This window comes from Lysinibacillus sp. 38-6, from assembly GCF_046245175.1.
Lineage (GTDB): Bacteria > Bacillota > Bacilli > Bacillales_A > Planococcaceae > Lysinibacillus.
In genome coordinates this window covers 744,759-766,405 of the sequence record NZ_CP176417.1, presented here as the reverse complement: position 1 = coordinate 766,405, position 21,647 = coordinate 744,759, and the positions used below count along the sequence as shown (strand labels likewise).

The following is a 21,647-nucleotide window of genomic DNA, read 5'->3' as shown; positions in this document are numbered from 1 at the left end:
TGTTATAAATATTTTGAAATTCCAATCTGATAAATAATAAAGTATAACCGTACAAATAATTATCAAAGGAAGATTTAGTAGATCACGAATTACCCTGCGTCTGTAAGATAATTTAAAATAATTGATGGCAAAACCTTTATCCACCTTCTCTTGCCGATTATATATCTTTGCAGAAATTAAGCATACAGTTATAACTATAATTGGTAAAACGAACACTTCAAATATCAATATCAATTCCCTCCAAACTATTATCGAGCTCCCATGACCTTTCTCACACGAATAATTTCCTTATTTTTTATCTATTTCTTTTATACATTTAATTATACCCTATAACGAATTCAATAAAAAAACTCCTCAAAATTTGGGGAGTTTTTAGCTATTCTAATTTTGCAATTGTGTTATTTCTAATCCTCTTTTTGCTTTATTTCTTTTATACATGAAAGTAAATAGTTTTATATATTGTCCGACAAGTATAGCATTTAAAACGGTACCTTCTCGAATAAACATAATTTTTCCGGCTAAAATGAGTCCGAAAATTAATGCTAAAGCAAGTAACGTCAAATCAAAACAAGTTTTAACATTGCCCCACTTAAAGCCTGTCCTTAGCTGTACGGCGTTAACGAAATTGTCTATTGGCATAAGCACAACTTCAGATTGCAACATTAAAAATACACCAAAGGCTAAAAAAGCATCTCCAATAACAAGTGTTAGAAATTTCGTCCAATACTCTGGGAATTCTAAATAAGTAAATGTAATTGATAAATTAAAATCAAGGAATACTGCAAATATCGCCGAAGCAACCAACCCCATAATATGGTATAACTTAAAGCCTTTTCTATACACTAAAAATGCTAGCACTAACATTATGCATTCTAAAATAAAATTCGCCTTTCCCTGTGTCAACCAATCAAAATGTACAACAAACACTCTCTGAAAGGCACTTTGTGGTGAAATTCCTATCCCAGCAGTAATTGCTAAACTAACACCGATGGACAAAATATAAATGCCAATGATATAAACAATCCATCGTTTTAATAAACTATTTCTATCCGATTTTACGCCTTCATTTTGCATAAAAATCCTCCCTTTTCCCCTTAAGAAATTTTCATAGCACTACTCAATCGTTTACTATCCTTGGTGGAACATTTAGCATTGTCCTGCATCTTGCTAGATATTTTTTTCACTACTCTTTAGATGGCAATGTGGCTTTATTTCATAAGGCGGAAACGGTGCAGAGAAATAAATAGACTTAACAGTTTATTCACTACCGGTTCCCCTTCGTTGCGATTCCCCATTTCTTCCAAAGCGGCGTCAATAGCATCTGCGCTATTCGTTAATTCATCGACAGTCATATTCGCCATCGCACCATAAATTTCAAGTGGCATAACACTCTTAATGGCTTTATTATCTGTTACAATACAAGCTCCTGAATAGTTATCAACTTCTTGTGCACAGAAGCACATCTCCTCACTGTCCTGCCCGACTACAACGAAATACGGTGATGGCGCTGACCAAAACGTTGCTACTGCACCATGTTCAACATAGACACCTTTAAATAATCCATTCACGACATGGCGTTTTCCATCTGCATACCGTTGGATAACAGACAGGCGACTTAATTTCTCGCCTTGATACTCTGGAACAACCTTACCATTTTCCAGTGGTACCCAAATTTCTTGATAAAACTTTTCATGGCCTCGCCCGTAAACATCAAATAAATACACTTTTGCTTTAGCCCCATCTTCAGAAATTTCAAACGGAACAATATCTAATTCAGCTGATGTTAAGTCGTTTAATCCTTGAACAGCCTTTGTACACATAGCAGAGTAGTCTATTTCTACTTTCTTTAATAATTTTTTATCTTGTGCAATCAATTCACCATCCTTAAATACATAAAGCGGATTTATTTTTGATAAACTGTCCGTCAAGACAATATCAGCAAATCGTCCAGGTGTTAAAGAACCAATTTGATCTTCCATGTGATAGGATTTGGCTGTATTTAATGTAGCCATTTTGATAGCCTTAATCGGGCTAATCCCCATCTCTGTACAGAGGGAAATAATCCAATCCATATGTCCCATTTTAAGCAATCTTTCAATGGAGATATTATCTGTACACAGCATAAAATTATCTGTTGGAAATTTACGATCTACGATTGCACGAAGCAATGTTTTGATGACTTCACTGCTACCGACGCCAAACTTAATTTGGGTTGGAAAACCGTAACGAATGCTTTTCTCAATATCGTCACCATTCCAAACGTCATGATTATTAGATGTACCAATAGCGGGCAAATAATTTAAGATCATATCTGGAAGGGCAGTTAAGCCCCAATGCCCATTCATGAATCCCCCTTTTTCTCTCACCCAGGAAGCTTTTAGGAAATCATCCTCATCCCCTTTGCTATAAGTAAAATGTTCAAATTCCCCTAACCCGATAACCGGCTCCATAGCTAATACTTCCTTTGTTACCGATGCAGCAACTTTCTTACCAGGGGCAAATGCATATAATCTGTAAGGTAATTTTTCATAATCACTGAACAGACCTTCAGCCGCTTTTACGCCATCTTCACCTGCTGCACTTAAAAGATCTAGCATTTCTGCAAATATAGTTGTTGTGCCATTCGGGACCATTGCCTCACCAAGTGCGACCGGATGCGCTAGTTGAGATTCAAAATGCAAATGGGCATCAATAAGTCCCGGTATAGCATAAAGTCCTTGTCCATCGAAGATATCCTTCACTTTGGCTATAGATTCATCAGGATTTAAAGCTACAATACGTTGATCATAGATTAGTAAAGACCCATGATAGACCGTTTCTCCGTATACATCCAAAATGTTCACATTTTTAATAAGGAGGTCTGCTTCCTTTCTGCCATTTAAAATCTCATAAATATCTCGGACTTTTTCAAGATGATTTGTTTCTATTTGTTTCATAGATAGTTCTCCCTTTCGTTATTAATTTGCTATTTCTATAAGAAGAGCATTGCTCTTAACCTATCAACAATATTTTTAGTTAAACGTTTAACTAAAATTACTAATTTTTGGTTAAACGTTTAACTAAAAAAGTAATAAATTTTCATTTTTTCAATTAAACGATTAACTGCATTGCATCAATGATGTTGGTTAAACGATTAACTAATTTGCTAAATGTAATTAGTTAATCGTTTAACCAAATGACAATAACGATATAAATAGCACTTTTTTAAAATTATGAAGATTGCCGTTCAATAATAAACGGTTCTAATACCGTTACCTGCTCAACTTTTTCTTTTTGAATTTCACTTAAAATAATCTCTGCACTTCTAATGCCTAATTCCTGGTTTTGCAAGTCTACACAAGTTAGCTCAGGTGTAGAAATTTGTGATAATAGCGAATTTCCCAAACTTAAAACAGCAATATCCTCTGCTATTTGAATATTAGCTTGAATCAATGCCTTCGTTAAATTCACTGCACTTAACTCATTTAGTACAAAGGCGCTATTAATATTATTTTGAAGAAGAAGTGGCACACAATCTTTTATTAAGTCCATACGATCGTCAATTTCTATAATGAAAGGTTTTTGCTCGTCCTCACTTGCTTGACGTATACCATCTAGAAATAATGCGAGTACATCGTTAGGTAGCTTTTTGTGAATTAAAGCCATTCGATTTTTTCCTTTGGCATATAGATAATTCGCCCCTATTTTACCCGCCTCTGTTAAATCAGGATAAACGAGTGGAAAACCAGCGTAAGGAATACATCTATTTGCATAAACTACCGGAATACCACATTCTAAAAAACTAGGAATACTTTCTTTAAATGATAGATCAGAAAATAACCCCACAATAATAATTCCAGCTACCATATTTTCGCGCATAAGCTGTAGTATTTCATTTTCACTTAAATTAAGGTTGTCTACTTCATAAATAAATAGATTATAATGATGTTTTCCTAAAGTTTGACTGATTCCAGAAGTGATTTCTGAATAATAAAGGCTATTAATCTTTGGCAGGATTACCGCCACATTCGTCGTTTCTTTACGTTTTAATGCTTTGGCAACGACATTTGGGACATAGCCCAATTCTTTAATGGCACTTTGGATTCTTTTTTCTGTTTCTTTTTTTACAACAATATTTTGGTTTAAATATCTAGAAACTGTACAAGCGCTTACATTAGCATGTTCTGCAATATCTTTCAAAGTTGTCATATCAAATCTCCTTGCCTTTAAGTTAAACGTTTTAGTAAATCGTTTAACCTTTTATAAAAATAAAATAGCATGTTAAAAGTTTAATAGCAAGAAAATTCTGTTTATTTTGTAAATAAATTTTCTATTTATATCATGCAACATAGATTGCTCTGCACATAGAATTTCGAAAAGGAAAGAAAAAAGACAGGGACAAACGCGTATCATTCGAGTTCGTCTCCTGTCTTCTATTTCAGCATTACATTTTTTTCAGTTTTTCATATTCAAGCTGTAATTTTTCGATACGTTTGCGGCCTTCTTCGCGGTTTCTTGCTGTTTCTGCTTGAATTTGTTTTGTTTCTTGGATACCGGCCATAATAGTTTGCCATGTCGTTTCAATTGTTTCAATCTTAATGCTTGGGCTACCCGCAGCACGTGCAATGTTGACACTGTTTTTGCTAATATTTTCAGCATTGCGCACAAGCATTTCATTTGTACGACGATCTAGCTCGCTCATGGAATCAGAAATAAGCTTTTGACGTTTTAAGGTTACGGCGTGAATTAGTCCTTGTTTAAAAATTGGAATTGTCGTAACAAAGGCAGAGTTTATTTTACCGATTAAATGATTATTGCCTTGTTGCATAAGGCGAATTTGTGGTGCCGATTGGAATGATACTTGTTGTGCCATTTCTAAATCATAGCGACGTTGTTCAAGTAATTCTACCGCACGTTGCATCGTTTCATATTCCATTGCAGCTAACTGGTCACCTGTTTGTGCTTTTTGCTCTAGCATTGGTAATGCAGAACGCACTTCATCTGCCTTTACTTCAATTGCCGCGATAAATTTACTTAATGTTTGGAAATAGTTTAAGTTTTGATCGTATAAATTTTCTAGGTCAACGGTATTACGTTTCATTTCAACTTCATACTTTTGAATTTCGCGGTAAATGACATCCACTTCTTTATTCATGCTGTCATATTTTGATAAAAATCTTTCTAACTGCTCTTTACCTTTGCTAAAAAGCTTCGTTAAAAAGCCACCCTTTTTCTCTTGTGCAAAATCTTGTGGGTCGAATTTATCCATAACTTTATTTAAATTATTTAATAATACACTGGATTCTTCAAGCTTACTAGCTCTCATCGTTGCCAGCATTTTATCTGAAAATGTGGAAATACCATTCGCTGTTTCTTTTCCTAGCTCTAGCATGGCAATTTGGTCTTTCACATCAATTTTTTGAGCAAGCGCGTGCACTTCTGGGTCTTTCTTTAACGCAAGCTGGTTTTGTGCAATTTGTGATAGCTCTTGCTCCGAAATAAGCTTCGGTGCTTGCACTGGTTCAGCTTGTATTAACGGTTTAGATTGAAGAAGTGGATTTTCAGTTGCGAATGGATCTTTTGATTTTAATAGGTCATTGTTCATTTCAGACATAAGTAATACCCCCTGCGATTATCTCTTCTATTACATACGAATACGAGATGAAAAAGTTTCATCTCATTCAAGCAATTCAACGGTCGATGTACTTAAAGTAAAAACTGTTTTGCGATACTTTAAGCTTTTTCAAAATGTAGTTCAATATTCCTTCTCTCTAAAGTATAGCTTGTTTGAACTAAAAATTCGACTGAATCGTCTAAATTACGTTATTAATGCTCTGACTAACATCGTAAATTGTTTGCGTGCCTGGCACTTAGCAATCAGTTGCTTAACAGCAAATAGCCGCTATGCTTTCCTGCGGACATAATTTAAGGCGCAACCTTTGTAACGCGCGATTAAGTTCCCATAAAGCCCCTTTACTTCAATAAGACATATTTTTTGCAATGAAGGTAATCATACAATTAATTATGTACAGACCGTAAAGAGGTGTTTTTTTAATGAAAAAGATTTTACTCGTTTTTTTACTTTCCCTTGCTCTCATGATATCTTTACAAACTAGAACCTTTTCAATTTCTGAACCTACGCAGGATTCCAACGAGCTTAAATTACAAGATATGCTCTTGCTCATGCTGACTCCTTATATAGAAAAAGATTTGAACAACTACTATTATTCAAAAATCACAAAGGATTTTTCACCACATGTTACTCCTTGGAAAATACAAGTTATTAAAACGAAAAGAGTAAATGATTTCCGTGGTTTTCAATTACAAATTACATTCGATATTGAACCTACAGATGGTGGACAGTGGATCCCAGTAGGAAAGGATCGAATGACTTATGAAATATCTTTTGGCCCTGAAGTTAAATTAATTACTCATACTCACCTAAAAACGTATAAATATCCACCTGAATAAGTATTTCAATTACTACTATCTTTCACCAACAAATCTAGCCATATGGTAAGCGAGGCGGTGATTCCACGAATGCATTCTGTAATGTCAGGTTTGTTGTGCCTATCTGATAACAACCGCATAAAAACCATCAACGGCAAAGCAAAAAGTGTTAGACTGACGTCAGTCAATCTAACACTTTTTCTCATTTGTCTTTACGTTGTTACTTTTAATACCGTTTTGAACTTCTGAATTACGCCACCTGTACTATATGTTAGCACACTGCGTTTGTAGAAGGACAAGCTAAATAAATACGCAACAATAATCGTTCCAACTAAAATACCTAGTGAAAGTAGAGGCTCAATGAACCCTATATCTGTTGCCCCAATGCGCATTGGCATGACCATACCCGATGTAAACGGAATATAAGAGAATACTTTTATAAAAATTGTATCTGGATTGCCAATCCCTGAAAGCATGACATAAAAGCCGATTAAAGTAATCATCATTGCTGGCATTAATACTTGGCCCGCTTCTTCCACTTTAGACACTAATGAGCCGAATAGCGCGCCCACAATTAAGTACAAAATAATAGTTAACAGTAAAAATAGAATGGCATACAATACATAGCCTAACGATAATTCCTTCACGATACTTGCAGCCATATCCCAAACAACGCCGTCTTTAGCAAATTTTGCGTAAAGGAGGAAGACTGCCGCAATAATCGCCATCTGTGTCATGGCTAGTAATAAGACACCTGCAATTTTCGCTTTAAAATGTGTGGCAGGCTTGACACTTACTAATAACATTTCCATTGCGCGTGAGCCCTTTTCAGAGGCAATTTCAGTTGTAATCATCGATAAAAATGTAGAAATAAAGAAGTAAATTAAAATGCCTACAGCATAGGAAACCCAAAGTCCTGATTGTTTTTCCTCTTCACTTTTTCCACCGGCACTTTCTTCATTTAAATTTTTATTTGAAATAATCGTTTGGGCAGCCATTATTTGCGCTGCTTGTTCTGACGATAAAGATAGCTTTTGTACTGCGTAATGCTGACCAGCATATTGCAATAAAGAAGAAATCGTTGATTGATCATTTAGTTTTAAAGGCTTAAATGTGGCAATTTCCGCATGTAACTGACCGTTTTGATCACTTACTTCCACGATGGCATCTAGTTCTCCATCTTTCACTTTTTGCTCTAGCTTTTCTAAATTTGTTTCATCTTGAATAAACTCCATATCATTATTGGATACAAAGATTGCGCTTAAATCTGCTGTTGTCTCATTGACAATGGCAATTTGCTGCGCTTCATGATTGCCTGTAAAGAGCTCTTTTATATCTGACCAAAAAATCGCGACGGACATTGCGAGCACATATAAAAGCGTCATTAAAATAAAAGATTTGGACTTTAATTTTGATTTGTATAATTGCTTCATTAACAAACTAAACTTCGACAACACTGCCACCTACCTTATCTTTAAAAATTTCATCCAATGTTAAATAATCTAAACTAAATTTTTCAATGTACTTGCCCGCAGATAACTTTTGGAAAATACTTTCTGCATAGTGTTCATCTTCAAGCATTAAAACCGTTTGCTCTTTCTCTACACGAACGTCTTTCACACCTTCAAGCTGAAGTAATTCCGTCGTCGAATAATCCGTTCGTACAGATAGCTTCGTTTTGCCGTACTGTTTCTTTAAATCTAATAAGCTTCCGGAAAATAACGAGACGCCACGTTTTAATAAGCATAAATGATCGCACAGCTCTTCGACATTATCCATTTGGTGACTTGAAAATAAAATCGTTGTACCTTGTTCTTTTAAAAGTAAAATGGCATCTTTCAGTAAGTCTTTGTTTACGGGGTCAAGGCCACTAAATGGCTCATCTAAAATTAAAAATTGTGGTTTATGAATAAAGCTTGCAATTAACTGGACTTTTTGCTGATTTCCTTTTGATAACGTCTCCGCTTTATCCTTCCGTTTTTCTTCTAAGTCAAAACGGCTAATCCAAAAATCAATATCCTTTTTTAGCTCTGCTTTTTTCATACCGCGTAGTTCACCGAAAAAGTATAGTTGTTCCTCTACTTTCATCGTAGGAAAAATGCCTCGCTCCTCTGGTAAATAGCCAAGAACATCACGATTAATTGAATTCACGGGCTTACCATTCCAAGAAATCGTGCCCGCGGTTGTTTCCTGCAAATCTAAAATCATTCGGAATGTTGTTGTTTTCCCTGCCCCATTCTGGCCAATTAGCCCGAAAATTTCACCTTTTTCAATTGTGAAATTGAGATTATCAACCGCGGTAAAATCTTTATATTTTTTTGTGACATGCTGTAATTGTAATGTCATTTTTCATCCTCCTTATCCTTCAAATATATGTAAATCATGTTCTAAAGACTTTTTACGTCTTTGTATTTTTCTTATCGGTACAAACATTATTAGCCCTAGAAATACATTTAATACACCTAGATTAATAGATAAAAACGTTGCAGGAGAGGTTGTTAGACCTGTGTATATGTTGAATAATCCAATTAAAATACTGAATATGGCTAATGGGATAAACAGTCTACTAATCGTTTTTAAATAGTTTAATTTGGATGTCGCATCGGAAAACAATTCAAATTCGCCATCAGCTGCTTCTTTACGATAATATGCCCAAACACCGAATTTAGAAACGCATTCAATATTTAACGATTCTAAAAATTCATAATAATCCTTCTTCTGCCCGACAACTAACTCATTGCGATACTTATACTTACCTGGCTCCCCTTGTTCGAATACAAAGAAACTAATTATATTTTTTGTTAAATGCCATCCTTGTGCGGCCATCTCATTGACCCATCGCTCTTCTTGTTTATAGTCCAGAAAAAAACGGAATTTTATTTTTTTCATACCCACACCTCCTCTAAATGCGTTTTTATGCTTTTCCATTCGTTATACGGATCCCATTGTCCAAAAGTTCCCTTAATCGCAAAATTTCATATTCTATTACTTTTTTTCCATCTTCAGTAATTATATATTCCTTTTTTCGACCATCGCCATCCAATGCTTCAATCCATTGTCGTTCTAGCAATGTTTTAATCGCTCCGTATATTGTACCTGCCCCAAGCCGCACACGACCTTTGCTCATTTCTTCCACTAATTGCATAATGCCATAACCATGACGTGCTTCAAATAATGCCAATAAAATATAATATACGCCTTCTGTTAACGGCGGATGTTCCTGCGTCAAAAAATTACCCCCTCTATATCGCCATACAATATATCGACTGACGATATAACTAAAATATATCAGCGTCCGATATAGCTGTCAACGTCAAATTTGCATAAACTGGTTATTTTATATTGCGAATGTCTTTTTTACGTGTTAGCATGTAAGTAGTTACTTGCATTGGAGGGCGTATTTTTGGCAACGAAAGAAACAGCAGAACGTATTATCGAAGCAGCTATACAATTAGTTAGTGAAAAGGGCTATACGGCAGCAACAACGAAAGCAATTGCTGACTTAGCACAGGTAAATGAAGTTACGATTTTCCGCCATTTCGGCAATAAACAGGGCATTTTAAAATCGATTGTGGACAGATTTTCTTATAACCCTATTTTGCAAAAAATGATGCGTGAAGAGGTCACATGGGAATTAACAACGGATTTACATCATTTTTCAATGAAATATTTTGAATATATGATGTCCATAAAGGATCTCGTGATGATTGGCTTTAAAGAATCGATGCAATTTCCAGAAATAAGTAATGAAATTGCAAATGTTCCCCTGCTCTTTAAAAATGAGCTAATTCACTATTTTGAGGAGATGCATCGTAAAGGGAAAATTCGTGAGGTCAATTTTGAAGCAGCAGCATTATCTCTTATTGCGATTAACTTTGGTCATTTTATTTCACGCGCTCGATTAGGTACAGCAGTCTCTACCTTGCCAACGGAAGAGCTGATACAGACAAGTGTTACAATTTTTTCTAGGGGATTAACTTCCTAGAAAAAATTTTTACTTACTATGCAAGTAAGTACTTACTTTAAGGAGGTTTACGATGAAAGGGTTAAAAGCATTATTTCACATTCGAGAAACATATATCGGTATTGCCGCTACCATTGCATTTCAATTAATATTTTTTACGTTTTGGATGACCGCTTATGATGGCATTAATGATAGGGCTGACAATTTAACCATTGGCTTTATGAGTGAGGATGCAGGTATCGGTCAAGAAGTGATCAATGGATTACAGCAGTCATTACCTTTTACAACGAAGGACTTTACCTCTATTGAGCAGGCAGAAAAGGCGTTAGATCAACGACAAATTACGATGATTATTCATATACCTGCTGATTTCACTGCTCAACTACACGCAGGAAAAGAAGCGAATATTATCTATTCTATTAATCAAGCAAATGCAAGTCTTGTAAAATCTATGATGGATGGTGTAGCAAAACAAGTAACAGAGGAAGTCAATCATACATTATACCCTGTACAGCAAGGCGAGGTTTTGAAGGCCTTTTCACAACAATTTTCGCAACTTCCACTAGAACCAAATATCGCATCAAAAGTGCAAGATAGTGTCGCAGCAACGATTACGGGCGTAAAAGATCAAACCGTTACATCTACAATTATTAAAACGAATGATGCTAAAGGCTTTGCAGCAAATTTTGTCCCGTTAATGGTAATTATTTCATCATTCGTTGGTGCAATGGTCATGATTATGCAGCATCAGCAAGCAGCTGAAATCGTGCAGCATTCTGTGTCAAAATGGTCGCTATTTTTTGCTAGACAACTTGTAAATATCGCGGTCGCTTTTATTTTGCCATTACTGACTATTGGTTTAATGAAGCTCTTTTCTATTTCGAGTGGAGAAAGTTTTTTCACCATTTATCTATTCCAGGCTTTCATGTTTTGGGCATTTCTTTGTTTAGCACAAGTCTTTGTCATCATCTTTGGTAATCTCGGGATGATCTTTAATATTTGTGCATTGTCGCTCCAACTTGTTACGTCTGGTGTACTCGTACCGAATGTAATGCTTTCAGATTTTTATCATCGCCTCGCTTCCTTTTTACCGGCAACTTACGGGGCTGACGGATATTACACCATTATTTTTGGTGGCAGCTCTGAAAGTTTAACGAATAATAGTAGTTCATTAGGCATGATCATCGCTGTTACACTAGCGATTGCAACCATAGCAGTAGCGTTAAAAAAGCCAAAAATTGCACAACATGTCGAGGTGACAATACCTCAATAATAGAATGAGTGTTAGATTGATAGCCAATCTAACACTTTTTTGCGATGGTTAACGGTAGTTTCGAGCTTTAGTGGCGTTTTCTAATGGTTTAGTGGCTGTTGCACATTGTTTAGTGGCGATTCCGAGAACTTTAGTGGCGATTTACACGATTTTCATCAAAACGTAATATGGCCGCAAGTTGCTGATTGAGTGCACTAGCACTGTCCGCAAAATCATGGCGATACCACTCAATTATCATGCCAATAATTGCATTTGCTTGATAGGCACTATAATAATCAGTTGTAATTTCACCAATTTTATTTTGAGCTAAGTCTCTTTTTAATAGCGCTTGAATTTCATCAAATAACATATAATAATAAGTTAACGGTACATTCTTCGAAAAGACGATTCGATAAAATAATTTAAAACGTTCTATATGGTGAAAAATGCGGATTGTATTTGGATCTAGCTCATTTTTCATAATCGTTTTGGTTGTGCGATAAGGTTCCTCATAGGAATTATATAAATCCTCGACAATTTCCTGAAAGTATTCCTCAAACAGCTTCTCCTTTTGTTCGTAATGCAAATAAAATGTGCCCCTATTCACTTTTGCCACTCGACAAATTTCCGCAATTGAGATATTTTCTAACGGTTTGTTACTCAATAATGTCAGTAAGGCATTGTGTAAAGCTTGCTTCGTTTTTACTACCCGCAAATCGTTAACGCTCAAATTTTTCAACCCCTTATTAAACATATATTTTAAATGTGTTGATTACTGAACAGTTCTCGGATTTCTGCGTATTGAAATCGCTTACATCATTATTATAATATTTTAATGAACACATGTTCAATACAAACCCGGACATTATCCATGCTCATGCATCGATTTTTCCGAGAGAGGCCTCATAACAGTGTGACAACGAGGTAATTTCAATCAATAAGGAGGATTTTAATATGCGTTTACAAGGGAAAGTAGCAATCGTTACTGGTGCTGCGTCAGGAATGGGCAAAGCAATTGCAGAAGGTTATGCGAAAGAAGGCGCCAAAGTAGTTGTATCAGATTTGAATTTAGACGGTGCACAAGTCGTTGTGGATGGTATACAAGCAGCTGGTGGCACAGCAATGGCTATTCAAACAAATGTCGCTTCAACAGAAGACTTACAACACTTATTTGAAGAAACACTCAGTAACTATGGACAATTAGATATTTTAGTAAACAATGCAGGTATTATGGATGGTATGGAGCCTGTCGGTGAGATTTCAGATGAACGTTGGGATAAAGTGTTTGCTGTCAACACTACTGCTGTCATGCGATCAATGCGCATGGCTACAAAGATTTTCCTTGAACAAGGTCATGGTGTCTTTGTAAATAATATTTCTGCTGGTGGACTGTTTGGTGCTCGAGCAGGTGCTGCCTATACAGCATCAAAACATGCCGTAGTTGGCTTAACAAAAAATACAGCTTTTATGTACGCAAACCAAAATATTCGTTGTAATGGCATTGCCCCAGGAGCTGTTATGACAAACATCGCCGCATCTATGACGAATATGAGCGAAGTTGGTGCTGCCCGTCAATCACTAGGATTAGCCATTAATCCACGTGCCGGACAGCCCGAAGAAATTGCACAACTTGCTATTTTCTTAGGCTCAGATGAAGCAAGTTTTGTTAATGGACAAATTATTGCCGTTGATGGCGGATGGACTGCTTACTAGGCAAATGGTAAATGCACGCAATGGGATTAGTCCATTGCGTGCATTTTTTTGTAACGCTATCCTTTTTCAGTCGCAATACGTACACCAATGCCTACTAACATTACACCCGTCACTTTATTAAACATTGCCTGTACTGTCTGCTTCATAAACCATTTTCGAATAACATTCATCACAAGAATAACAATTCCTAACCAAATAATTGATAAGCCAATTAAAATGCCTGCCAATACGATTAATTGTGCGTTAATATTAAAATTTGGCTGTATAAATTGAGGCATTAACGTTACATATAATAGTAAAGTTTTTGGATTCAATAGATCCGTTGTAATGCCCTGAGTCATACAGTTAAACGATACATTTTTCCCTGTATCTTCTTGTAATACAACCTCTTCTTGTAACATCATATTTTGTGCCCTTGCACGCCAAGATTGAATGCCTAAATAAATTAAATAAGCAGCACCAGCATATTTGATTGCTAAAAATACGACCATTGATTTTGAGATAATCGTAGCAAGGCCAAGGACCGCAAGTGTTGTCCAAACGACAAGAGCGAGAATAATGCCCACCATTGTAAAAAAGCCTGCTTTCTTTCCATGGATAATTGTATTTTTTAATACTAGAAATGAATCCACTCCCGGTACCATGACAATCATTAATGCCACAGCTGTAAACATCCAAATTTCATGCATCTGCTCACTCCTTAAAACAATCATAAGTATCATTATAAATTAAATTAAATAAATTTTCTGCATATATTATTTTTATATAAAAAAGCACACACAATCTATTACAGAATGTATGTGCTTTTGCATGTATTATTGAATGGTCGTTACTTTTTTTGAAGGCAATAATAAGCCAATGACTACGCCAATTATAGCCGGTAATATCCAACCTAAACCGATATCATATAATGGCAAAATATTAGAATAAAACTGCTCTACTGCGTCTAACAGGCTTAATTTTGCTCCAGGAATGCTATCAACAAGCGCTTTATAGCCGTCGATTAAGCTAACGAAAAACGTCAAAAACATGGCGGATGCATAAACGGTTTGCTTATTGTTAAATAACGAAGAGCTTAACGCCAATAAGATAAGGACAATGGCAAGTGGATATAAGAACATCAACACTGGGATTGCAAATTGAATAATATTATTTAAACCAAAGTTGGCAATTGAAAATGACACTACGCACAATATGAAAACAAACCATTTATAACTTACTTTCGGAAACACTTCATGGAAAAATTCACTACAAGAAGTGATTAAGCCAATACTAGTTTTTAAACAAGCTAGCACAATAATAACAGCTAGTAAAATCGCACCAAATGAGCCGAAATAATGATCTGCTACTGCTGCAAAAATTAAACCACCATTATCAAATGTCCCGACAGCTTCAATACTCGATGCACCCATATACGTAATGAGCCCATAAATTAGCGTCATTAATGCCATCGCAAAGATACCTGAAGTCCATGTCGCCTTTGCAATTTCTTTTCTATCCGTAATTCCAGCACTCTTAATAGCATTAATAACTACGATACCAAATGCTAATGATGCCAGTGCATCCATCGTATTATACCCTTCCTTAAAACCAGTCATAAAGGAAGAATGAATATAGTCACCGATCGGCTGTTGGAAATGCCCCATCGGCTTTACAATACTAATAATAATTAACAAAAATAATACAACTAAAAAGGCTGGTGTTAATACCTTCCCGATATAGTCCATAATCTTCGCAGGATTTAATGAGAAATAATAGACAATTGCAAAAAATATAAAGCTAAATAATGCAAGTAACATTGTCGCATGTTCGGCATTAATATACGGTTCAAAGCCAACTACAAATGGCACTGTAGCCGTTCGAGGAATGGCAAAAAAAGGACCAATTGTTAAGTATAGCGCTAGGGAAAAAATAACGCCGAATAATGGATGAATACGACTCGCTAAATCACGCAGTCCATTACTGCCCGATAAACCGATCGCTAAAATACCTAAAAACGGTAAGCCAATCGCTGTTACTAAAAATCCGACTAGCGCAAACCAAAAGTTAGTTCCAGCTAGTTGTCCAAGTTGAATGGGAAAAATAAGATTCCCTGCTCCAAAATACAGTCCAAATAACATTGTGCCAATGACTGCATATGTAGAAAAAGGTATTTTCTTTTGCATAATTGATGTACTCCTTAGATGTGTTTGACTATAGCAAAATCAATTACGTGAAAGCGTAATTGCGTCCAGATTTTTTTCGAGCTTGCTCGAAATGCCCTTCTCCAATGGACTTTAACTTGAATCAGTTAACATTAGTACCATTACTCATTGCAGTGACATTTGGCCTTTGCTCCTCCCTATTACAAGGAAGCGATGTTCTACTGAAATAAGTTAAATCGAATGAATTTTCACTATAATTTCATTATGGTAACAGGCATTTATTATAAAAACAATAGTTTTTTCGTAGTTGCGTCGTTAATGTACAGTTTCTAGCTAATTAAGTAAAAAATAACAAATGAAAAGAGCTGTCAGACGACAGCTCTTAGTTTGCAACAGACCATTCAATATGGTCTAAAAATTTGTAGACATCTTCATATACTTTCTCACGTTCTTTATCTAACGTAATGATATGACCTGAATTTTCATACCAAATAATTTCTTTATCGTCTGTTTTAACTGTATCTATAATAAACGGAGCACTTTGTTGATAGAGCTCATCATCTAATAACCCTTGTAATACTAAAGTTGGCGCTTTAATTGTTGATAAATCTTCGCGTGTTTCTTCAGTTAAACGTGTAACGCCATCTAAAGAATCTTTCGGCGTAATACGTAATTCATGTAATTCTGAAATAATTTGGTCTTTTGATTTGTTTTCAAAGTGTTTATAAAGTCTTGCGTAATTGTATAAACGTGTAAACAAGCCATTCGAACTAGCGCGTGTTATCGGCGCACACATGGCAACAACTCCTTTAACAGGAAATTGTTCTGCTACTTTTAACGAAAAGACTCCGCCAAGTGAAATGCCTACTACTGCAATTTCTTCATAGCCTTTATTTTTTAGGAAGTTGTAGCCTTCTACTACATCATTCCACCAATCTTCTGGCTTTGTTTCAAGCAGGGCTTCCGGTTCTACCCCGTGCCCACTATAAATAGGTGCATGAACGGTATACCCACGTTTTGATAAAAATTCCCCTAGCTTTTTCACGTCTTTTGTGCTACCTGTAAATCCATGCAGTAATAGTACGGCTTTTTTGCCTCCCTCAATTGTTAGAGGTTGTGGCTTTGTTAACTTCATTTTATAATATCCCCTTCACGGAAATTTGTGTATGTGTATTTTATGTGTCTATCTTAACACCCTTTATTCATAATGTACAATTTATAGTTTTTATCGTTTCGATACGTTTTGTGCATGAATGATGTAAGGTTAAAGCCTTGTAAAATCACCCTTTGTTGGTACTTAAAATTTTTTAAAATTACTTTATGAAAATTCCTTTGGCTTGCCTGTTAAAAATTTTTCTCGTTTCCTATACTTCCTATCCTTTTCCCGTTATAATGCAGGTAACTAATAGTAAAACTATTTTTGGAGGTGATAAAATGGAGTGGCAACAATTGGAATATTTTGCTACAGTAGCAAAGCTTGAACATATGACACGTGCTGCTGAAGTATTGGCTATTTCACAGCCTGCACTCAGTCGGTCGATTTCGAAGCTTGAGGAAGAGTTAGGTGTACCTTTATTTGACCGCCAAGGACGTTCCATCATGCTAAACCGTTACGGAGAGCTATTTTTATATCGTGTGCAACGTATGCGCAAAGAATATGAAAAGGCTGTTTTAGAATTACAAGAGCTCAATAATCCTGAGCTTGGCGATGTGTCACTCGGCTTTTTACATACACTCGGAACAAGTATTGTCCCTGATTTGATCCGCGCTTTTCGTCAGCAACATCCGCATATACGCTTTCATTTTACGCAAAATTATTCACATTCACAGTTAAAACAGCTTATTGCAGGTGAGCTTGATCTTTGCCTACTCGCAGCCATTAACACTGAACCACCTGTTTGTTGGAAGGAATTATGGCGCGATGAGCTTTACATTATGGTGCCTATTGATCATCATCTTGCCAATCGTAAAAGTATTAAGATGAAAGAGCTGGAACATGAAAACTTTGTCCTTATGAAAAAAGGCTATGCATTGCGCCGGACGGCTGATCGATTATTGAATGCAGCAGGCATTAAACCCAAAATTACGTATGAAGGGGATGAGGTCTCGACCGTTGCTGGCTTTGTAGGTGCCGGACTCGGTGTTTCTCTTTTACCTGATGATGAAGATTTAAACCCCAAAAAAGTTGTAAAAATTCATGTTGAGGATATGGTTTGTGAACGTATTATTGGTATGGCTTGGATTGAAAATCGTTATCTTCCACCATCTGCCCGCCAGTTTCAAAAATTTGTCTTTGACTATTATGATAAAGAATAACGACGATATGATAAATATGCGACTAACGCAAAAAACAAAAAGTGTTCGATTGATGGCCTTCAATCGAACACTTTTTTGCTCTTTCGCTATTAGCGGCAACGGCGATACTTTTCCCTCAGCACCTCGTGCGCAACCCTTTACTTACGCTTAAGTTGCAACTTTTTTTCGCTGCTGTATACTTTTTAGCAATAGTCATCGCCTTCATTATTATCAAGGAAAACAAATTATTCTCCTATATACTTTAATTCATATGAAAACATATCCGTCGTATCACCGCTAATTTCAAACAGCCCTTGTTTCGCCATGGTAAAAAGTCGATATTCAAGAAATGCTTCGCTTAGATAGTCATCAATTTTAGCTATTGTTTGTCCAATGACAGTTACTGGTGAAATCCATAACTCCTTGTTATTAGCTTGTAAATCTTTCGCACAGTCAATAATGGTTGCATCAAAAATATGCTCTTGTGCATGAACAATATCATTTTCCCAAATGCGCAATGTACTTGGATTTTGTTTTAGCGCTTCCCATTCTTTAGCAAGTCGTTGGCACTCCTCTATTGTAAAGCGTTTAGCATCAGGTCGAAGCTTCATTAGCATATCCGATGATAATTCTCCTGTATAGCGAATGGACATGTTTGGTTGAATGCGCTTTAAACCTGCCGTTGCATCTATTCCAAACACCATACTGCATTTACTTATAAACTCACTCATCACATAGCGTAATGCAATTTCTTCGTGTGTATTTTGACTATACCAAATCCAAACATCTGTATCACATGGGATGCCGGCAATTGATTTCGTCCATATATGATAGATATCCTCGTATAATTGTCGTTCATCAATGTCTCGAAATATATTAGTGTTTAGCCAGTTTTTTCGATTTTCCAAACTTGTCAGTGGCCCGATCGAAAAAACATCATTAACACATAGCACTGACTCCTCCCGCTGCAAATGGTGTTGTCGTATCGCATGTTTAATAGATCCTTGTGTAGACAAGCTAAAGGTAATATGTAAAATAGCCATATAACCTCCTCCTTTTATTGTTTACTTAGCGCGATTTTTATGCCGATAATTGTAAATAGAACGCCTTGCACCATATTCAAACGTTTAGCGATAGCAGGTTTGCCTATAATCATCTTTCTTACTTTTCCAGCAAAAATACTAAATAATGAAAATAGTATAAGTGCCTGCACTAAAAATACCATACCCAAAATGAGCATCTGTAACGCTACATATCCTTGCATTGGATTTACAAACTGTGGCAATAGTGCTAAGAAAAATAACGAAACTTTTGGATTTAAAATATTCATCAAAATGCCTTTACGATATAACACGATGAAGGATTGACGATGTTGCTGTTGCAATGTAAATGGATCATCTTTTGCACGAAATGATTGCCAAGCTAAGTATAATAAATAGGCAGCTCCTGCAAATTTGACAATCGAAAAAATAACAGTCGATTGATAAACAATCGCTGAAATTCCTAAAACTGCAGCTCCAATATGAACAAGCAAGCCCGTACAAAGACCTAATGAAGTCGCAATACCAGCCTTTTTATCTTGTGTAATGCTTTGCGCAAGTACAAATAAATTATCTGGTCCTGGCATTAATGTTAAGATAATTGCAGCTCCTAAAAACGTTAGTAACGTTGAAAATTCCATTCTTCCCCTTCTCTCTACTGCTATTAGAAAAAACTATAAATTTTTGACTTTATTTTCATTATACTACACGATGCGCACTACTTTCGTTGCGAGTTTATGACTATATATAGAATTTTTTCGAATTTTTTTATTCCTTTTATTGCTCGTTCATACAACATTTCTTTTCACTTATGCTTTATAATGAAATGGATATAATGGTTACATTACATATTTCATCCAGAAAGAGGTGATTCGATGGCAGTCAGCGATATTGTTCAAGCATTAGAGGACGAGCAAGGACATGTCTTCTATAAAATGAAAACTTTTGATATCGACGTTCAAGCTACCCAATCCTCTGGTTTAGCGCCGGTTATTACTTATTGGATTGGTGATAAAGAAATAACGGAGGATATTAGAAGTTTACGTTTTAGCCCAAGACCCCCTTCGAGTTATATTCAAGATTATGATGCATTTCAATCTATGCTTTACGCAAAAGAACAACGCGCCATCAACCAACTCTATGAAAAAATGAGCATTAAGCCAAAAAATATGACAACAGGAAAACAACTATTATGGAGTTTCTTTGTGATGGTTTTGGCGATGTTACCATTACTCATTGCCATTTGGTGGTTTAAATAGTGCGTATCTATTACACTGCGTGTATTTTGCCCTTCATTTATACAGTTTTTTTCTATTCAGCTTGACAGACACACAGAAGTAGTGCATTCTTTATTCAATTACTAGTACGAAGTGGGCTTCTCGGTCATGCTAGGCCTAGAACTCCCATTATAGTTAATACAAATAAAGCGCACGAAGACTAGTACGTAGAAACTAATTGGTAAGAGAGCGATGCCCACCGGCTGCAAGGCATTGTACAAAAAAGACTACCGAACCTACTTCGTGAATCGTCCTAGCCAAACTAGGCGCAGTCTCTAGCGTTATGAGGAAAGTGGAATATCTCAAGATATTCAATGTAGGTGGTACCACGGAAAGCAACCTTTTCGTCCTAATTTTTTAGGATGAAAAGGTTTTTTTATTTATTTGTACGAAAGTGGCGATCACAAATGGTGAACTGGAGGAATTGTGATGGAAAGAAAAAGAATCGTCGTAAAAATTGGCAGTAGTTCCTTAACAAATGCAAAAGGCGAAATTGACAAAGTGCGTTTAATGGATCATGTGCAAGCCATTGCGGAATTAAAAAAATGTGGCCATGAAGTGCTACTTGTATCTTCTGGCGCAGTAGCAGCGGGCTTTAAACAACTCGGCTACCCTTCTCGTCCAGTAACAGTGAAAGGGAAACAAGCAGCTGCCGCAGTCGGTCAAAGTTTGCTTATCCAAACGTATCATGCATTATTTAGCATTTATGATATAACGCCTGCTCAGATTTTACTTACACGTACTGATTTTTCAAAAAAAGAACGCTATAAAAATGCCTATGCGACCTTTGAGGAATTGTTAGAGCGCGATATGCTTCCGATTATTAACGAAAACGATACTGTATCGGTTAGTGAACTAACGTTTGGCGATAATGATATGCTGTCTGCACTAGTTAGTGGACTAGTGCATGCTGACCAACTCATTATTCTCACAGACATTAATGGTTTGTATGATGCCAATCCTAATAAAAATCCACAAGCAAAGCGTATTGATCGTTTAACAGCTGTGACAGATGAAATGCTAGGTTTCGCTGATGGTGCAGGCTCTAAAGTCGGCACAGGTGGTATGGAGTCTAAACTATTGGCAGCCCGAGCAGCTTTAAATGCAGGTGTAAAAGTCTTTATCGGTACTGGCTACGGTGCACAAAAGCTCATCGAAATTATGAATGGTCAAGGAGATGGCACATATGTTGAACATGAAGCACTCGCTGTCTTAACAAACAATAAACAATGGATTGCACTAACAGAAATTTCCGGTAAAATTTTTGTAGATAACGGTGCTGAACAGGCATTATTAGAAAATGGAAAAAGTTTATTACCTGCTGGCGTCTATCGCGTTGAAGGAGATTTTGCACAAGGCGACGTAGTAGAGGTTTATAGTGAAAGTAGACTGCTTGGACGTGGCGAAGTTTTATATTCATCGCTAGCGTTAGCACATGCAATGGGTAAACGGACTGATGAGTTAACGAACTACCCAATCGAAGTTATACATCGAGATAAATGGTTAAAAGGACAAACACATTAAGGAGGACTA

General features: G+C 36.2%; 21 protein-coding genes. 7 read left to right on the top strand and 14 right to left on the bottom strand.

The features are described 5' to 3' along the window. Window positions 1-381: 381 nt before the first annotated feature. From ACKVEV_RS03995 to ACKVEV_RS03980, 4 genes are all read right to left on the bottom strand, one after another. Window positions 382-1,074, bottom strand: a complete 693-nt coding sequence (locus ACKVEV_RS03995) for a YczE/YyaS/YitT family protein (protein WP_409369111.1) — start codon at window positions 1,072-1,074, stop codon at window positions 382-384. A 134-nt stretch (window positions 1,075-1,208) separates the two neighbouring features. Continuing rightward, window positions 1,209-2,936 carry an adenine deaminase C-terminal domain-containing protein gene (locus ACKVEV_RS03990; RefSeq protein WP_409369110.1) on the bottom strand — a complete coding sequence of 576 codons (1,728 nt, stop codon included), beginning with the start codon at window positions 2,934-2,936 and terminating at the stop codon, window positions 1,209-1,211. Window positions 2,937-3,210: 274 nt separating this feature from the next. Next, the gene (locus ACKVEV_RS03985) at window positions 3,211-4,188 is read right to left on the bottom strand and encodes a LacI family DNA-binding transcriptional regulator (protein WP_409369109.1); all 978 of its coding nucleotides are present in this window, start codon (window positions 4,186-4,188) and stop codon (window positions 3,211-3,213) included. Between the two features lie 235 nt (window positions 4,189-4,423). Further along, window positions 4,424-5,593, bottom strand: coding sequence for a toxic anion resistance protein (locus ACKVEV_RS03980; protein ID WP_409369108.1), 1,170 nt, complete (start codon window positions 5,591-5,593; stop codon window positions 4,424-4,426). Between the two features lie 440 nt (window positions 5,594-6,033). Between ACKVEV_RS03980 and ACKVEV_RS03975 the strand changes: the two genes are divergently transcribed. Beyond that, window positions 6,034-6,450, top strand: coding sequence for a DUF3888 domain-containing protein (locus tag ACKVEV_RS03975; protein WP_409369107.1), 417 nt, complete (start codon window positions 6,034-6,036; stop codon window positions 6,448-6,450). A 191-nt stretch (window positions 6,451-6,641) separates the two neighbouring features. On the opposite strand, the gene ACKVEV_RS03970 is transcribed toward ACKVEV_RS03975, so the two are convergent. Genes ACKVEV_RS03970 through ACKVEV_RS03955 form a run of 4 tightly spaced genes read right to left on the bottom strand, consistent with a single transcriptional unit; the run spans window position 6,642 to window position 9,658 of the window. Beyond that, the gene (locus ACKVEV_RS03970) at window positions 6,642-7,886 is read right to left on the bottom strand and encodes an ABC transporter permease (protein ID WP_409369106.1); all 1,245 of its coding nucleotides are present in this window, start codon (window positions 7,884-7,886) and stop codon (window positions 6,642-6,644) included. After that, entirely contained in the window at window positions 7,870-8,775 is a 906-nt protein-coding gene (locus ACKVEV_RS03965) for an ABC transporter ATP-binding protein (protein WP_409369105.1), read from the bottom strand. The genes ACKVEV_RS03970 and ACKVEV_RS03965 overlap by 17 nt, the downstream gene beginning before the upstream one ends. Before the next feature lie 12 nt (window positions 8,776-8,787). Next, window positions 8,788-9,318 carry a DUF2812 domain-containing protein gene (locus ACKVEV_RS03960; RefSeq protein ID WP_409369104.1) on the bottom strand — a complete coding sequence of 177 codons (531 nt, stop codon included), beginning with the start codon at window positions 9,316-9,318 and terminating at the stop codon, window positions 8,788-8,790. 25 nt (window positions 9,319-9,343) lie between these two features. Further along, window positions 9,344-9,658: a PadR family transcriptional regulator gene (locus ACKVEV_RS03955; protein ID WP_409369102.1), complete on the bottom strand. Its 315-nt coding sequence runs from the start codon at window positions 9,656-9,658 to the stop codon at window positions 9,344-9,346. Between the two features lie 174 nt (window positions 9,659-9,832). Between ACKVEV_RS03955 and ACKVEV_RS03950 the strand changes: the two genes are divergently transcribed. Both ACKVEV_RS03950 and ACKVEV_RS03945 read left to right on the top strand, forming a co-directional pair. Beyond that, window positions 9,833-10,414 (top strand): TetR/AcrR family transcriptional regulator, encoded by a 582-nt coding sequence (locus ACKVEV_RS03950; RefSeq protein ID WP_409369101.1) that lies wholly within the window; start codon window positions 9,833-9,835, stop codon window positions 10,412-10,414. A 52-nt stretch (window positions 10,415-10,466) separates the two neighbouring features. Beyond that, window positions 10,467-11,666, top strand: coding sequence for a YhgE/Pip domain-containing protein (locus ACKVEV_RS03945; protein ID WP_409369100.1), 1,200 nt, complete (start codon window positions 10,467-10,469; stop codon window positions 11,664-11,666). 130 nt (window positions 11,667-11,796) lie between these two features. Here ACKVEV_RS03945 and ACKVEV_RS03940 read toward each other — a convergent pair whose 3' ends face one another. After that, window positions 11,797-12,375: a TetR/AcrR family transcriptional regulator gene (locus tag ACKVEV_RS03940; RefSeq protein ID WP_409369099.1), complete on the bottom strand. Its 579-nt coding sequence runs from the start codon at window positions 12,373-12,375 to the stop codon at window positions 11,797-11,799. A gap of 224 nt (window positions 12,376-12,599) precedes the next feature. Between ACKVEV_RS03940 and ACKVEV_RS03935 the strand changes: the two genes are divergently transcribed. Continuing rightward, window positions 12,600-13,358, top strand: coding sequence for an SDR family oxidoreductase (locus tag ACKVEV_RS03935; RefSeq protein ID WP_409369098.1), 759 nt, complete (start codon window positions 12,600-12,602; stop codon window positions 13,356-13,358). Between the two features lie 56 nt (window positions 13,359-13,414). On the opposite strand, the gene ACKVEV_RS03930 is transcribed toward ACKVEV_RS03935, so the two are convergent. The 3 genes from ACKVEV_RS03930 to ACKVEV_RS03920 all read right to left on the bottom strand — a co-directional run bounded on the left by ACKVEV_RS03930 (window position 13,415) and on the right by ACKVEV_RS03920 (window position 16,637). Then, window positions 13,415-14,047, bottom strand: a complete 633-nt coding sequence (locus ACKVEV_RS03930; protein WP_409369097.1) for a LysE family translocator — start codon at window positions 14,045-14,047, stop codon at window positions 13,415-13,417. A 126-nt stretch (window positions 14,048-14,173) separates the two neighbouring features. Then, the gene (gene brnQ, locus ACKVEV_RS03925) at window positions 14,174-15,523 is read right to left on the bottom strand and encodes a branched-chain amino acid transport system II carrier protein (protein WP_409369096.1); all 1,350 of its coding nucleotides are present in this window, start codon (window positions 15,521-15,523) and stop codon (window positions 14,174-14,176) included. 361 nt (window positions 15,524-15,884) lie between these two features. Then, complete coding sequence (locus tag ACKVEV_RS03920; RefSeq protein WP_402923173.1) at window positions 15,885-16,637, bottom strand: alpha/beta hydrolase; 753 nt, start codon at window positions 16,635-16,637, stop codon at window positions 15,885-15,887. Between the two features lie 299 nt (window positions 16,638-16,936). On the opposite strand from ACKVEV_RS03920, the gene ACKVEV_RS03915 reads away from it, so the two are divergent. Then, window positions 16,937-17,818, top strand: a complete 882-nt coding sequence (locus tag ACKVEV_RS03915; RefSeq protein ID WP_409369095.1) for a LysR family transcriptional regulator — start codon at window positions 16,937-16,939, stop codon at window positions 17,816-17,818. A gap of 224 nt (window positions 17,819-18,042) precedes the next feature. On the opposite strand, the gene ACKVEV_RS03910 is transcribed toward ACKVEV_RS03915, so the two are convergent. Both ACKVEV_RS03910 and ACKVEV_RS03905 read right to left on the bottom strand, forming a co-directional pair. Further along, window positions 18,043-18,840 carry a DUF3658 domain-containing protein gene (locus tag ACKVEV_RS03910; protein WP_409369094.1) on the bottom strand — a complete coding sequence of 266 codons (798 nt, stop codon included), beginning with the start codon at window positions 18,838-18,840 and terminating at the stop codon, window positions 18,043-18,045. Window positions 18,841-18,854: 14 nt separating this feature from the next. Next, window positions 18,855-19,478 carry a LysE family translocator gene (locus tag ACKVEV_RS03905; protein WP_409369093.1) on the bottom strand — a complete coding sequence of 208 codons (624 nt, stop codon included), beginning with the start codon at window positions 19,476-19,478 and terminating at the stop codon, window positions 18,855-18,857. A 234-nt stretch (window positions 19,479-19,712) separates the two neighbouring features. On the opposite strand from ACKVEV_RS03905, the gene ACKVEV_RS03900 reads away from it, so the two are divergent. Then, on the top strand, window positions 19,713-20,096 hold the full coding sequence (locus ACKVEV_RS03900) for a sodium:proton antiporter (protein ID WP_409369092.1): 384 nt from the start codon (window positions 19,713-19,715) through the stop codon (window positions 20,094-20,096). Window positions 20,097-20,543: 447 nt separating this feature from the next. Further along, window positions 20,544-21,638, top strand: a complete 1,095-nt coding sequence (gene proB / locus ACKVEV_RS03895) for a glutamate 5-kinase (protein ID WP_409369091.1) — start codon at window positions 20,544-20,546, stop codon at window positions 21,636-21,638. The last annotated feature ends 9 nt before the right edge of the window (window positions 21,639-21,647 follow it).

Coding starts and splice junctions, on each gene's coding strand:
- brnQ (WP_409369096.1), bottom strand. CDS start 15,523: ATGCAAAAGAAAATACCTTTTTCTACATATGCAGTCATTGGCACAATG.
- ACKVEV_RS03985 (WP_409369109.1), bottom strand. CDS start 4,188: ATGACAACTTTGAAAGATATTGCAGAACATGCTAATGTAAGCGCTTGT.
- ACKVEV_RS03945 (WP_409369100.1), top strand. CDS start 10,467: ATGAAAGGGTTAAAAGCATTATTTCACATTCGAGAAACATATATCGGT.
- ACKVEV_RS03990 (WP_409369110.1), bottom strand. CDS start 2,936: ATGAAACAAATAGAAACAAATCATCTTGAAAAAGTCCGAGATATTTAT.
- ACKVEV_RS03915 (WP_409369095.1), top strand. CDS start 16,937: ATGGAGTGGCAACAATTGGAATATTTTGCTACAGTAGCAAAGCTTGAA.
- ACKVEV_RS03980 (WP_409369108.1), bottom strand. CDS start 5,593: ATGTCTGAAATGAACAATGACCTATTAAAATCAAAAGATCCATTCGCA.
- ACKVEV_RS03965 (WP_409369105.1), bottom strand. CDS start 8,775: ATGACATTACAATTACAGCATGTCACAAAAAAATATAAAGATTTTACC.
- proB (WP_409369091.1), top strand. CDS start 20,544: ATGGAAAGAAAAAGAATCGTCGTAAAAATTGGCAGTAGTTCCTTAACA.
- ACKVEV_RS03960 (WP_409369104.1), bottom strand. CDS start 9,318: ATGAAAAAAATAAAATTCCGTTTTTTTCTGGACTATAAACAAGAAGAG.
- ACKVEV_RS03920 (WP_402923173.1), bottom strand. CDS start 16,637: ATGAAGTTAACAAAGCCACAACCTCTAACAATTGAGGGAGGCAAAAAA.
- ACKVEV_RS03900 (WP_409369092.1), top strand. CDS start 19,713: ATGGCAGTCAGCGATATTGTTCAAGCATTAGAGGACGAGCAAGGACAT.
- ACKVEV_RS03995 (WP_409369111.1), bottom strand. CDS start 1,074: ATGCAAAATGAAGGCGTAAAATCGGATAGAAATAGTTTATTAAAACGA.
- ACKVEV_RS03910 (WP_409369094.1), bottom strand. CDS start 18,840: ATGGCTATTTTACATATTACCTTTAGCTTGTCTACACAAGGATCTATT.
- ACKVEV_RS03935 (WP_409369098.1), top strand. CDS start 12,600: ATGCGTTTACAAGGGAAAGTAGCAATCGTTACTGGTGCTGCGTCAGGA.
- ACKVEV_RS03975 (WP_409369107.1), top strand. CDS start 6,034: ATGAAAAAGATTTTACTCGTTTTTTTACTTTCCCTTGCTCTCATGATA.
- ACKVEV_RS03930 (WP_409369097.1), bottom strand. CDS start 14,047: ATGCATGAAATTTGGATGTTTACAGCTGTGGCATTAATGATTGTCATG.
- ACKVEV_RS03905 (WP_409369093.1), bottom strand. CDS start 19,478: ATGGAATTTTCAACGTTACTAACGTTTTTAGGAGCTGCAATTATCTTA.